The organism is Sphingobacterium sp. G1-14, from assembly GCF_002196555.1.
GTDB lineage: Bacteria > Bacteroidota > Bacteroidia > Sphingobacteriales > Sphingobacteriaceae > Sphingobacterium > Sphingobacterium siyangense.
This window is the reverse complement of the sequence record NZ_CP021381.1, coordinates 3,367,712-3,381,410: the sequence shown is the minus strand read 5'-3', so window position 1 is coordinate 3,381,410 and position 13,699 is coordinate 3,367,712. Positions and strand designations below refer to the sequence as shown.

The 13,699-nt window shown below is 39.0% G+C and carries 11 protein-coding genes and 1 pseudogene; 6 read left to right on the top strand and 6 right to left on the bottom strand.

Translation table 11 applies throughout. From position 1 onward, the window contains the following. Positions 1-219 precede the first annotated feature (219 nt). Together CBM24_RS14305 and CBM24_RS14300 are read left to right on the top strand one after the other, a co-directional pair. A complete protein-coding gene (locus tag CBM24_RS14305; protein WP_075992813.1) occupies positions 220-1,164 on the top strand; it encodes an aldo/keto reductase in 945 nt (314 codons plus the stop codon). Positions 1,165-1,303: 139 nt separating this feature from the next. Continuing rightward, the gene (locus tag CBM24_RS14300) at positions 1,304-3,019 is read left to right on the top strand and encodes a hypothetical protein (protein WP_075992812.1); all 1,716 of its coding nucleotides are present in this window, start codon (positions 1,304-1,306) and stop codon (positions 3,017-3,019) included. Between the two features lie 45 nt (positions 3,020-3,064). Here CBM24_RS14300 and CBM24_RS14295 read toward each other — a convergent pair whose 3' ends face one another. Together CBM24_RS14295 and CBM24_RS14290 are read right to left on the bottom strand one after the other, a co-directional pair. After that, positions 3,065-3,796 (bottom strand): DUF3667 domain-containing protein, encoded by a 732-nt coding sequence (locus CBM24_RS14295; RefSeq protein ID WP_083663647.1) that lies wholly within the window; start codon positions 3,794-3,796, stop codon positions 3,065-3,067. An 84-nt stretch (positions 3,797-3,880) separates the two neighbouring features. Further along, the gene (locus tag CBM24_RS14290; RefSeq protein ID WP_198385912.1) at positions 3,881-4,687 is read right to left on the bottom strand and encodes a DUF5694 domain-containing protein; all 807 of its coding nucleotides are present in this window, start codon (positions 4,685-4,687) and stop codon (positions 3,881-3,883) included. Positions 4,688-4,836: 149 nt separating this feature from the next. Between CBM24_RS14290 and CBM24_RS14285 the strand changes: the two genes are divergently transcribed. Beyond that, positions 4,837-5,592, top strand: a complete 756-nt coding sequence (locus CBM24_RS14285) for a response regulator transcription factor (RefSeq protein ID WP_075992811.1) — start codon at positions 4,837-4,839, stop codon at positions 5,590-5,592. A gap of 59 nt (positions 5,593-5,651) precedes the next feature. Here the strand turns inward: CBM24_RS14285 and msrB are convergent, their stop codons facing one another. The 3 genes and pseudogenes from msrB to dxs form a co-directional block, all read right to left on the bottom strand. Beyond that, positions 5,652-6,071 (bottom strand): peptide-methionine (R)-S-oxide reductase MsrB, encoded by a 420-nt coding sequence (gene msrB, locus CBM24_RS28090; protein ID WP_349681391.1) that lies wholly within the window; start codon positions 6,069-6,071, stop codon positions 5,652-5,654. A 108-nt stretch (positions 6,072-6,179) separates the two neighbouring features. After that, positions 6,180-6,647 (bottom strand): annotated as a pseudogene (msrA, locus tag CBM24_RS28085) (peptide-methionine (S)-S-oxide reductase MsrA); the annotation flags it as partial. Positions 6,648-7,048: 401 nt separating this feature from the next. Beyond that, on the bottom strand, positions 7,049-9,001 hold the full coding sequence (gene dxs / locus CBM24_RS14275; protein WP_088161730.1) for a 1-deoxy-D-xylulose-5-phosphate synthase: 1,953 nt from the start codon (positions 8,999-9,001) through the stop codon (positions 7,049-7,051). 73 nt (positions 9,002-9,074) lie between these two features. Here dxs and CBM24_RS14270 point away from each other — a divergent pair, with 73 nt between their 5' ends. The 3 genes from CBM24_RS14270 to CBM24_RS14260 all read left to right on the top strand — a co-directional run bounded on the left by CBM24_RS14270 (position 9,075) and on the right by CBM24_RS14260 (position 12,593). Then, positions 9,075-10,493, top strand: a complete 1,419-nt coding sequence (locus CBM24_RS14270; protein ID WP_198385911.1) for a PLP-dependent aminotransferase family protein — start codon at positions 9,075-9,077, stop codon at positions 10,491-10,493. 76 nt (positions 10,494-10,569) lie between these two features. Beyond that, the gene (locus CBM24_RS14265; protein ID WP_088161728.1) at positions 10,570-11,085 is read left to right on the top strand and encodes an N-acetyltransferase; all 516 of its coding nucleotides are present in this window, start codon (positions 10,570-10,572) and stop codon (positions 11,083-11,085) included. 209 nt (positions 11,086-11,294) lie between these two features. Then, positions 11,295-12,593 carry a hypothetical protein gene (locus CBM24_RS14260; RefSeq protein ID WP_088161727.1) on the top strand — a complete coding sequence of 433 codons (1,299 nt, stop codon included), beginning with the start codon at positions 11,295-11,297 and terminating at the stop codon, positions 12,591-12,593. Positions 12,594-12,746: 153 nt separating this feature from the next. Here CBM24_RS14260 and CBM24_RS14255 read toward each other — a convergent pair whose 3' ends face one another. Continuing rightward, positions 12,747-13,148: a helix-turn-helix domain-containing protein gene (locus tag CBM24_RS14255; protein ID WP_088161726.1), complete on the bottom strand. Its 402-nt coding sequence runs from the start codon at positions 13,146-13,148 to the stop codon at positions 12,747-12,749. Positions 13,149-13,699: the final 551 nt, after the last annotated feature.

Sequence of the window (13,699 nt, the reverse complement as noted above, 5' to 3'; positions counted from 1 at the left end):
GATTTTTAACTATGAGCACAATGATCTGATCGAAAGTCGGCTGCAATTTAGTATAATCATAGTAACTGCGTACTAAATTGCAATAGCGTACTTTACTCTTTTTGACATTTAGATGTGAAGAATGCTGGCGTGGCTCAAGATGAATACCGTAACTTTAGCTTTATAGCTGTACTTGCATAGCGATTTTTTATTTAAAGGAACAATAAACAGATAATTTCAATGAAAAAGGTAGAAATACAACACACAGATTTGCAGATAGCTCCAATTAATTTTGGCGGGAATGTTTTTGGCTGGACATTAGATGAGCAAAAATCGTTTGAAATGCTAGATAAATTTGTAGGAGCAGGATTTAATTTTATCGATACGGCAGATACGTATTCTTGGTGGGTGAATGGAACCGGCGGGCAGTCCGAAGAAATTATTGGGAAATGGTTAAAAAGCCGTGGCAACCGTCAAAATATAGTAATCGCAACAAAAGTTGGATCCGAGACTAAGGAGCACGGGTATGATATCTCAAGAAAACATATTTTGAAATCTGCTGATGAATCGTTGCGACGATTGGGAGTAGATCATATTGATTTATACTATACCCACTTTGACGATAACGTAACACCTGTGGAAGAGACATTGTCGGCTTATGCTGACTTAATAAAAGCAGGCAAGGTACGTTATATTGCCGCTTCTAATCTATCGCCGATGCGGTTAACGGAAAGCTTTGATGTTGCGGAGAAAAATGGTCTTCCTAAATATATTGCTTTGCAACCGCATTACAATTTGGTAGAGCGTGCAGGTTTTGAAACAGATTATGCGGGATTGGTCGAGAAGTACGGTTTGAGTGTATTTCCATATTGGTCCCTTGCTGCAGGTTTCTTGACCGGTAAATACCGTACTGAAGCTGACTTTGATAAAACGGCTAGGGGGGGTGGGATCAAAAAATATTTTGATGCTAAAGGTAAAGCTGTCCTAAAAGCGCTCGATGTTATCTCCGAGAAACACGGGACAAAACAGGCTACTGTAGCATTAGCATGGTTGTTGGCTAAACCGCTAATTACCGCTCCCATTGTAAGTGCTACAAGTGAGAGTCAATTGGATACGCTATGTGCGGCGCCGACTCTTAAATTAGATACGGAAGATATTGAATTATTAAATGAGGTCAGCAAATGAAATAGTGATAAAGCGTAAAAACAAAATCCCTACATTTCTTAGGGATTTTGTTTTTATTGGGAAGCCGTTCCTAATAGAAGGTAGAAATTGCTTACGCATTTTAACAAGTTTATCGTAAATTGGAGCCTAAATTGATCGTATGAAACAGTTCCTGATATTATTTTCTTTCATGCTTTTTGGCAGAAGTTATGCGCAAATACTTACACCTTATGAACGGGGTAATGGCAATCAATCGGCAACTTTTGAGGAAATGCGGGCATATTATCAGGAATTGGCACGGAAATATACAACAATTCACTATGAAACACGGGGAGAAGACGATAACAATAAACCAATAGATGTTGTTGTATTTAATCCGTTTGGAAAGACACTGGAAGTGGCTAGGGAAGAGAAGTGCGTTTTATTGGTCAACAATGGTATTCATCCTGGAGAGCCAGACGGTATTGATGCGACTATGATGCTTATGCGCGATTTGGCGACAGGAAAGATAAAGGCACCTCAAAATGTTATTGTTGTTGCGCTGGCGAGTTATAATGTGAGTGGGATGTTAAATCGTGGGAGCTTTTCCAGAGCTAATCAAAATGGCCCTGAAGAGTATGGTTTTCGTGGAAATGCAAGACACTATGACTTAAATAGGGATTTTATTAAGACAGATACTAAAAACTCGCGGAGCTTTCAGCGGATTTTCCAATGGGTCAAACCAGATGTTTTTATAGATAATCATGTCAGCAATGGAGCCGATTATCAGTACACCTTCACCTATATCTCAACAAACAAAGAACGTTTAGGAAACCTTTTGGGAAATTATTTTAACAGCCACATGCAAAAGAACTTACTCAAGGATCTCCAAAAGAAAGGATTTATGTCTGTTCCCTATGTCAACATCCACAACGATGTGCCCGATGGTGGTTTTCCAACCTTTATGGATTCGCCAAGATACGCAACAGGCTACACCAGTCTATTTAATGTAATCGGAACTGTTGTGGAAACACATATGTTGAAACCTTATCAAGAACGTGTCAAAGCGACTTATGACTATATGCGTTGTAACCTGGATTTTATCGAACAGAATTATAAGGTGATTAAACAAAAAAGAGCTGAAAACCTAAAGCAATATCAAATAGGGGATAAATATGCCATAGCATGGAAGCTTGATTCATCAAAATATGAATCGCTGGAATTTAAGGGCTTCGAGGCAAAATATAAACCAAGTGACGTTTCTTCGAAAGATAGGTTGTGGTATGATAGAAACGCTAAGTTTTCAAAACAAGTTAAGTTATATAATACATATGTTCCGACAAAAGAAGTGACGATTCCATCGTATTATGTCATTCCGCAGTCTGAATGGAAAGTTATTGAATTGTTGACACTCAATCAAATCAAGATGATTCCGCTTAAACAAGATTCTGTTATTGCGGTGGAACAGTATAGGATTAAGGATTTCAAGACAACTTCAAGTCCATATGAAGGACATTATTTACATTTTGACACCAGCCTCCTTAGGGACTCTAACAAGGTAAACTTCAGTGCCGGTGACTTTTTGGTCCCTTTGAATCAGGACGGTGTGAAGTTTCTGCTGGAAACCTTGGAACCTGAAGCAATAGACTCTTATTTTAATTGGAATTTCTTTGATGCGATCTTAGGACAGAAAGAATACTATTCAGCTTATGTTTTTGAAGATACAGCAGCCAAGCTTCTAAAAGAGAATAAAGATTTAAGATCTGCCTTTGAACGCGAAAAGATGAACAACCCTAAACTTGCTGCAAGTAGTAGTGCGCAGCTGGATTGGATATACAAACATTCACCTTATTATGAAGAGTCACATCTTCTTTATCCCATTTATCGCATCAATTGATGAGGGTGGCTTCATAGATACATGTCTGCATCAGTCAAAAAAATGCTATTTTATAAGTACATCCAATGTAATACCAATGAAAAGTATGACGATCAAATAGGAGAAAAAACCTATTATTGAAGCGGCAAATGCTTTAAAATAGTTGATCTTTTTAGCTTTATCAAAAAACTGTCCTATGGCCCAGGAGTAATATATACAAATTACTAAAGTTGCATATAGGATTAAACTTTGGTGCGTGATACCGTCAATTATTGCAAAAAGTGCATAAATTAACATTGTCATCCCCATAATAAAACATAATAAGATGATGATTTCAAAAAGATTATAACCGTATTTTTTAAAAAATAATTTAGTCCAAAGGGCAATAAAGAACCCCATAATAATGTTAGCATAACCATAATGACCTTGTAGCCATCGAAAGATGTTGGTTGTGATGACGAGTTTGCTTTCAATACCATGGCTGTCGATTGATTGCAAATAGCGCTCTTCAGTATGGAAAAAGTGGGCAATAATAGAATACACTAAAGATGTGACAATAACGAAAATAATAGGTTTGACCAGTCGGCTGCGATTTTCAGAAATGTAGTTTTGCACATTCTTACCTGGAGCTGTCACCAATTCTCGAATGGTATAGAGAATACCGCGTTCAAAGTGAAGCACATGTTCTATTTCGTGGGTGATGTAATGAGCGTCTATCCTTTTTAGCGTCGCAGGTTGGCCACAATCGGGACAGAATTTTGATGTAATGCCCGTGCCACAGTTTCTGCATGTTATCATGTTGAAGTGTTTCTTTAAGTAATTAAGGTTTGTTAATCTGTTTCATTCGAAAGTCGCCAAAAGAGTCTTTGCTTACCGATGGTTTTATTGAAGGTATTCGGCAACCTCTACGAGTTTGTATTTGGGGCTCCGTTGCAAAAGTTCACCAAGGAAAGCTGCGTGAGTAGCGCCCGTGATTAGCAAAATTCGATCCTGCCCAGTGACTGGGATCTGATTTAAATTGGAGAATATCCGTAGATTTCTTCGGTAGAATTTACTGGCTTCATCTGCTCCTTCAAAATTACCTTTTGTACTGCTGTAGGTTAAGATATCGGCGTTTACATTGATAAACTTTTGCAAGGTCTCTTTTTGATTAAATACCTTTAATTTTTCTAAAATGGAGAGTTTATCAATATGGGTGAATTCCTGCATAATTTTTCCCATGTAGCTTTTATAGGTTACACTGTCTACCTGATTCTCCAACTCATTTGCAATGTTGTAATTATAAGCAGCAGTTTGTTGTTCATCAATTCCATAAATTTTTTTTACCCCTGCAAGTTTGCCAACTTCATATGCAATTATGGCTATTTCACCACCGAACTTAGCTTTATATCCTTTATCTTTAATAAAAGAGCTGTAATCGCCGTTCAATTCTTCGTTTTTTTCAGGAATGATTTCCACGCAGATGATAGTTGGTTTAAAGTCTGCCAATAGTTTGGCTACTTGGTATGTTTCTTTTCTGTTTTTTTGATCTTTTTCGTCAAATTCCACTTTATGTGCATCAGGCGTATAGCTCATGTGAAATGTCCCAAAATTTAGAACCTCAATTTTCTGCTGTGCATAGCTGTTTCCAAAAAATAAGATCCCGATAGCGATTCCAATATTTCGAATTTGAATAGTGTTAATAAGCATTTGTGTAAGAAGTGGTTTTATGTTTTTTCCGGCTTTTCGTTCAGTTAGCTATATTTCTTAGCTGTTTTGTCCAAAAGTATTACAGTTTGTCCAAATAAAAGCTACACTTGAGTGTAGTTTTAATTAACTTCGACATTTAGAATTTCGTTATGGATTTTAACGCGCTATTTTCACAAAAAAATACTGTTGATCGTCTTTCAGAAAAGGACATCCAGCAGACCCACGGCTATATTGAGCTCGTCAAAGCCTTCTCACGGATTACTTATCAGAGTATTTACCTAATCGATTACCAAGCTAAAAGTTTTGAGTTTGTTTCAGACAACCCGCTGTTTCTAGCTGGTTTAACAGCCAAAGAGGTGATGGAAATGGGCTATGGCTTTTATCAAAAATATGTTCCATCTGATGATTTCCAGATGCTCATTACGATTAACGAAGCGGGGTTTAGCTTTTATGAAAAAATACCCATTGAGGAACGGAAGCTTTATGTTATATCGTATGATTTTCAGATACAAAATGCACACAACAAGTTTATTTTAATTAATCATAAACTGACACCTGTTTTTTTGACAGAAGAGGGGAAAATATGGAAAGCAATTTGTATCGTGTCTTTATCCACTAATATATCTTCAGGTAACGTGACTATCGAAAAGTTGCACTCCAACTTAGTATGGGAATTGGATCTGTTGACTGGGAAATGGAACTCCCAAAAAAAGATTAATCTTACCGAACGTGAAATAGAGATTTTACGTTTTTATCATCGAGGTCTGACCATTCATGAAACTTCGGAGAAAATTTTCGTTTCCATTGATACGGTGAAATTTCATCGGCGAAAATTATTTGAAAAGCTAGGGGTAAGCAACATGAATGAAGCATTGGTTTTTGCATTGAATAATAGGTTATTATAAGGGTAGCCTGAAGGATTCTGAAATGTTCAGAGCAAGCGCCTCCAATGAGGCGCTGCAGCCTATTTTTTTACCAATAATGGCAAATACTTTTCGTAACCCTGTGCTTTCATCTTGTCTTTTGGAATAAATCGAAGTGAAGCACTGTTTATACAATAGCGCAGACCACCTTTATCTGCCGGTCCATCGTTAAAAACGTGGCCAAGGTGTGCATCACCAGTTTTGCTGCGTACTTCCGTTCTGCGCATCCCGTACGAATTGTCGGAGTGTTCTTGAATCAGGCTATCGCTAATCGGTTTGGAAAAACTGGGCCACCCACATCCCGATTCAAATTTATCTGTAGAAACAAATAAGGGTTCTCCGGTTGTGATATCGACATAAATACCTTCCCTAAATTCATCATTATAGGCATTGTCAAACGCGCGCTCCGTTGCACTGTTTTGTGTAACATCGTATTGCAATGTAGTCAACTCTTTCTTCAAGGTCTCCTTATCTGCTTTTTTATACGTGTTTTTAACGTCCGCTTTCGCTTTTTCGGGGTTGGCATTTCGCGCAAGTTTAAATAAATCAGGGCTTATATGGCAATAACCGCCAGGGTTTTTGTCCAGGTATTTTTGATGATAAGCTTCAGCATTATAATAATTCTGTAAAGGTTCTATTTCCACCACGATTTTGCTGTTGTATTGACTTGCTAAAGCAGCTATCTGTTCTTTGATAACAGCGGCATCATCCGCATTGGTATAATAGATTCCTGTACGGTATTGTGTACCGATATCGTTGCCTTGTTTATTTAATGAAGTTGGATCAATTGTTTTGAAGAAAAGGTCTACGAGAAGCTTTAGATCGACAAGCTCCGGGTCGAAGGTTACCTTTACCGTTTCGGCAAAACCTGAGGTTCCTGTCGAAACTTGTGCGTATGAAGGGTGCTGAAGGTTTCCATTGGCATAGCCAACTTCGGTTGCCGTGACCCCGCGGACTTGTTTAAAGAAATGCTCAGTTCCCCAGAAGCATCCTCCGGCAAAATAGACAACATGATCTTTTTGATTTATAGTATTCATAGTATTTTGTATTGACGGTTTTGAATCTTTCCCTTTTTGTGAAAAGCAAACCTTGCTGATCAGAAATAAGCCTGTCGCTATAGCAAGGAGGACGAATAAGTGTTTCATGGTATGAATTGCTACATGAAAGAAACAACATTGTTTCTTTCATGTAAGCCACAAACACCGTACCTTTCTGGATGTTTGTCTTAGAAGATATAAGCAGTTTTGGTTCTTATAGATTCTTTTTACAATTGAAAGACGAAGTAAATCTATGAAAGGCATGTCCTGACAAAAAGACCTTTTAGGAAAGCTTCGCAAGCTGAATGTCTGACAGGGTCGGCCCTTTGCTGTTTAGATCCTATGATCAGACCAAATGATAGTTTAATCTATATTGTTTAAGCACTACTATTGTGACTAAGTTAACTGTTTGGGGAAGACTCGTTCGGCTTAAGGCTACACCCTGAGCCTGCCGATTCGAGCGGGCCCGTGTATAGCTGTCTCACCGTGGCGATAATAGCCTGCTTATTGTAGTAATAAAGTTGGTGAAGCTGTTGCTGTGTACCCTGTACTGCAAAAGTATCGGGCAAGCCAAGTCGCTTCAAGGTCGCTGAGTAGCCATGTTCGGTCATAAATTCCAGTACTGCAGTTCCTACTCCACCAGCTATACATCCATCTTCAACAGTGATGATATAGGAATATGATTGGAATACTTCATGTAATAACGCTTCGTCGAGCGGTTTAAAGAACCGTAGATCATAGTGCCCAACCTGCATGCCTTCCCGGAGCAGTTCGTTGCATGCGTCCTGTGCATATTGACCAACGGGCCCAAGAGAGAGTATGGCAATGTCTTGCCCTGAACAAAGCCTTCTTCCTTTTCCAATTTCAAGTCTTATAAATTTGTCTGATTGCTTCTCTCGACCACCTGGGCCTTTTGGGTAGCGGATTGCAAGCGGTCCGTCAAGAGTGATGTCCTGAGCCGTGAACAACAAATTTTTAAAGTCTGTGAGCGTCATGGGCGAAGCGCCTGCGATGTTGGGTATACAGCGAAGAAAAGCAATGTCGAATGCCCCCTGATGGGTGGGGCCATCGGGGCCGACAACGCCGGCCCTGTCGATACAGAACACGACCGGTAATTTCTGTAAAGCGACGTCGTGGATTAGTTGATCATAGGCGCGTTGTAAGAATGTCGAATAGATCACACAGAAAGGAAGTAGCCCATCAGCAGCAAGGCCTGCGGAGAAAGTAATGGCATGCTGCTCGCAGATACCAACATCAAAAACGCAGTTAGGCATCTGCTGTTTCATTGCCGTCAGCCTGCTGCCGGAAAGCATAGCTGGGCTTATAGCGATAATACGGCTATTATGTTGGGCGAGCTGTATCAGCGTTTCGCCCAGCACTTGCTGAAAAGTTTCCTTGTAGAGTTGCGGTAGTTGGTTTTCTAACCGTATACCTGTCAGTTTGTCGAATTTCCCTGTGGCATGCCATTCCGCCTTGTTTAACATGGCTGGTGTAAAACCTTTTCCTTTTTGTGTTACACAATGCACTATTTTGGGCCCGGGGATATGCTTCAACTGTTCAAATATTTTGATAAGCTTGTGGAGGTTATGACCATCCAGTGGTCCAAAATAACGTATTCCTAAGGCCTCGAAAATATTGCTCGAAGCAAATAGCCCTGTTTTTATCAATTTCTCTATTTTTCTAATCGCAGCAATTGACCATTGTGTCCGATCTTTATGGGATGACAGCAGCTTTTTGATCTGTGATTTGAACTGATTATAGGCTTGCCCCGAGGTCAGGTCGGTCAGATAGTTTTGTAGGGCTCCCGTACCGGCATCAATAGACATATCGTTATCATTTAATATAATCAATAGGTTAGGCTGTTCGAAACCTATATTATTTAAAGCTTCGAATGCTAGACCGGCAGTCATGGCGCCGTCGCCGATAACAGCGATGTGTTGACGGCTGTTATCACCCTTATACCTGGCTGCGCAGGCCATACCCAGAATTGCTGATAGGGATGTGGAAGAATGACCTGTACCAAAGGCGTCAAAGTTATTTTCTTCCATAACAGGAAATCCGCTTATGCCGCCTAGAAGTCTGTTCGAATGGAAGCGAGCCGCTCTCCCTGTGAGTAGTTTATGGATATAAGCCTGATGACCAACGTCCCAGATCAATTTATCCTTAGGGGTGTTAAATACATAATGAACTGCTATAGTAAGTTCTACAACACCAAGGCTTGAACTAAAATGACCGCCATGTGTAGCAATATGGTCAATGAGGAAGTTTCTTAGTTCCTGACTTAATTCGGGTAATACCTCCTGTGGAAGAGCACGTAATTCGCTAGGGCTATTGATTTGATAATTACCTGTCATTTCTTTTTTAGACAAATTTAGATTGATTAGATTTGCGATACAGGTACAGTATAGGTAAAAGTGATCAATACAGATGAAGAGCTATAAATTTGAAATTTTTACACAAGCAATTGAGAAAAATATAAAATCAGGAGTCTATAAACCGGGGCAAAAGCTGCCTTCAGTACGCGAGTTTAAAGATTACTACGGTTTAAGTATGAGTACTATTCAGTCAGGTTATGAGTATCTTATGATTATTGGTTTGGTGGAGAGCGTTCCGAAATCTGGCTACTATGTCAGTGCGAAGAATGAAATGCTGGCAGAACCGGAAGGGCGTCGACGTCCACCGGTAGTAAGGGATGCTGTCTTTGAGCAAGGGCTTGGTCTGACAACAGCGTCACCTGTGGGGCGGGGTTTTTCGGAATTTAATGTTGCTGCCCCAGGGGACCTTCTTGTTCCTCAAAAACTTTTACTTCGGACCATGCAGCAGGTCATTCGGGAACAAGGGGCAGGGTTACTACGCTATTATCCATCTAACGGTTCGGTACAATTGAAGGACAATATTATCAGGCGTGCGGCCTCCTATCAGACCTTACTGCATGCAGATGAACTGCTGATCACAGATGGCGCCCTGCAGGCTTTGTATATCGCCTTGGCTGCTGCATGTGAAGCCGGAGATATTGTTGCTGTGGAAAGTCCGTGCGTATTTTCTGTATTGGAGGTCATTCGGGTGCTCAAGCTGCGCGTTATTGAAATTCCTGTTCTTACTAAAGATGGTTTTGATATAGACTTTTTTAGACAAGCGTGTCAAGGAAGTGCTGTAAAAGCAGTCGTCCTAACACCGAATTTTCATAATCCAACAGGTATTTTGCTCTCAGATGAACAGAAAATTGCTTTATTGGCGATTGCTCATAAATATCATGTTGCTGTAATCGAGAACGATATCTATGGAGACCTGAACTTTCAGGGGAGCAGACCATCCACACTAAAACAATTTGATGAAAGCGGATTGGTCATGACGTATTCATCGTATTCAAAAACCCTGGCACCTGGAATTCGGCTGGGTTGGTTAAGCACAGGGCGATTTCTGAAAGATGCTGAACAGATCAAGTTTGCATTGGGCAGTACAGTTTCTCCTCTGAATCAGGAGACCGTAAACCGTTTGATCGGTAGCAGCAGTTACGATCGGCATATTCGTTCACTGAAGATGCAACTGGCAAAAAATGCCTATCTGGCCACCAACCTAATCGCTTCCAGTTTTCCTGAAAAAACCAAAGTGATCACACCTGCAGGTGGGTATAATCTTTGGGTTAAAATGCCTGAAAGTACAGATATGGCGGATTTTTACGCGCAGTGTGAAAAAATTGGTGCAAGATTTACGCCGGGCTATACGTTCTCTTTTGTGAATACTTTTGAACATTATTTTAGGTTGGTCATCGCGGACAAGTTTTCTGCTAAACGAATAGAAGCGATCCAGCATATAGGTCGTTATTTATGTGGGAGCCTGTACTGATGCTAAATGAACAATGTGTATCGAATAATAGCAAGTGATAGCATGTACATTTGTGTATTTAATAGTAGATGCACATATGAATATAGTCACAAAATTTACGGTAGCAACAGAGCAGGGAATTGAAGCGTTGTCAATGCTCACCAAAACTCTAGCCCTAGAAAAATTCGGCAGCTTAGTGGAGCCAGCTGAACTAGACAATTACATTGCTGATAGTTTTAATTCCAAAACACTTGTCAACGAAATAAACAGTATGTCAAATCAATGGCTGGTAGTATATGCTAACGATCAGCCGATGGGTTATGCCAGAATAACCTCGAAAGGGCAGAAGCCGGATGGCTTGGCAGGTAAACGTGTGATTCGAATCGCGGATTTCGGTGTCTGCCAGCATGAGGCTTTGCAGCAAATGGAGGTATCATTAATGGACAAATGTCTTGCCGTATGCAGTACCTACGACGTGATTTGGATCAATGAACCCTTAAGAAGTTCGTTGATCGGACTTTTTGAACAGAATGGATTTGTAAAACAACCAGGTATTAGCAGACTCGATGGATTGAACCTGGAATCAGTAGTATATCTCAAGGAGACTTTGTAGTTCAAAGAGTCTTTATATTGATGTATAAGCACAGCATAGTCTATGTTGAGCAAAAAAGTACACATATTAAGTGTGCTTTTTTTTGTTTAATGATAGATATTTTAGTGATATAATGTATTTTTAGGGATTTAAAAGAAGATGTTTGTCAAATTCTAATAATCTCTTTTTAACTAAAAAATATCATTTATAACCGTTTTCACAAGTGTTTAATGAAGAAAATATCTATAACGTTTCTATATCTTTTGCTCAGTGCATTAGCGCTTGGACAAGAATCTAAGGAGACAAAGCCAGACAGTATCGTTCAATATTTTAGTGAAATTAAAACTGCAACTAAAATTGGTTATTCGTTATGGAATAGGGATTTATATGGTGATATTATTTTGGTGGAGCCTCAGACACGACAGCTATTTAGTAATAACTTTGGTGCCGATAGTTCGTTTGTGCAATATAAAAATAGCTATATTGGTAAATTGCCCGACAGTGTAAATATTGCCAATACGTCTTTAACGTGGAATGGCCGCACTTGGGCGATGATTATGTTGCCTTTATCTAAAGATTATTATGCACGGATCAATTTGTTGGCTCATGAATTGTTTCATTCCGCACAATCGGCTTTGGGCTTCGTTCAAAATAACAGCGAAAGTACCCATCTGGATCAAGAGAATGGACGGATATACTTACGTTTTGAATTGGAGGCGCTTAAAAAGGCGGTTTGTTCAGACGCGCAAGATGAACAACGAATGCACTTGAAGGATGCTTTGATTTTTCGGAAGTATCGAAATTCACTTTTTCCAGGCTCTGCCCATATTGAAAATCAATTGGAACTTAATGAAGGGATTGCAGAGTATACCGGAGTAATGATCAGTGGGAGAGATAAAGAAAAAACAAAAAAACATTTCATTGATGTAATAGACAGATTTTTCAAGAATCCCACTTATGTAAGGTCTTTTGCCTACAATACCACGCCCATCTATGGATATATAATGAGTTTAAAGGATTCGCTTTGGAATCAAAAGATTTCAGTAAATACAGATTTAACTGTATTCTTTATGCGCGAATTGAACGTTGAACTTCCGAAAGATCTTGCAGCAACAGTAAAAGCCATTACAGCGGAATATAATGGAAAACAGATATTCACAGAGGAACAATTACGAGCGGAAAAAATAAAGAAGCAAATTGCATTATATCGTTCCTTGTTTGTGGAACAGCCTCATATGACCATTAAATTTGAGAAAATGAATGTGTCTTTCGATCCGAGAAATATCCTCCCAATCGCGGATTTGGGAACTGTTTATCCAACCATAAGGATCACCGATAACTGGGGGATTCTAGATGTCAAAAGTGGGGCGCTCATGGCGCCCAATTGGGATAAAATAACCGTTAGTAGGCCTACTAAAATCGAAGGACAGCGAATAGAGGGTGAGGGTTGGGTGATGCAACTCAAAGATCAGTATACTGTTCAAAAGGACGAATCGCTGAATAATTACAAGCTTATCAAAAAGCAGTAGCTGCACTATCTTGATTTTTATCCACTGTGCAGCCTTATCCAATCAATAACAAATATTGGTAAATGCATGAGTATCATTAAAATATCATAAAAAGGTTTATCCAACGATATTCAATTTTTAACTATCGAAATGAGAGATAGTCGCTGGACAAGTTTAAACATAATCCAATGCGTTTAATGCTCTAAATTTTCGCGGACTAAGACCAGTATGCTTTTTTATAAACCGTGTTAATGATGCTGATGAACTAAAGCCATAATACGAAGTCAACTCTTTAATGGGAATTTCAGTAGAAGCTAGCTTTTTTGCAATCTCACTTGCAACAATTTCCTTAACGATTGTGCTGGGTGAAGTTTCACTACTTGAAAGCGTCAATCGATGTAGCGCTATTCTTGATATATTGAGCTTTTTCAAGTAGAATTGGAGGTCCCAGTGATTCTGAGGATACTGGTGAATTAGGTTTTTAAATTCTACTAGAATGGGGTGTTCTGCTAGCAATGCTGAATTTTGATCCAATTGATTTAACGTTTCGTTTTGTTCCTTTATGTTGTTTTTCATGTTTTAAGATAATCGCTCGTTATTGTCCCACTATAGTGTCAAGAGCTATAGTTTAGGTTAAATGTTCCATCAATCTTATTTGAATGAAAGTAAAATTAGCGTATTAATTTCATAGTGTACTTTTCGAATTTAACGATTCGCTTTTTAAAATTATAATTTTTTATCACCGATTGTGGTAAAACTAACCTGCAGCAGACTCTCACTGGAGAAATAGGTGGATGAATAAAAATCCTTATTCCAATAACAGACAAATCGCTTTTTTTACTCTAATTTTTGAATGCTATTTTTTTATGATTTTATTTTCATTATTCTTTGTAGTATAGATGTTTATGTTTGTTATCTGTATTAAAAGTTAGGTATAGAAACAGGTGGGTTATAACTTTTGGTTATACTTTTTTTTAGGAGTTTTTAAACTTCACGTAATCATTAATCTACGTCAAGAGAATGATATATAATTTTATTGATGGTAACAGATGTGATGATTATGTGCTGCCATGTTAATCCCTTATGATGTAGTGTTCGAGGGAATAGCGTTGGGGCTGTGTAATTAG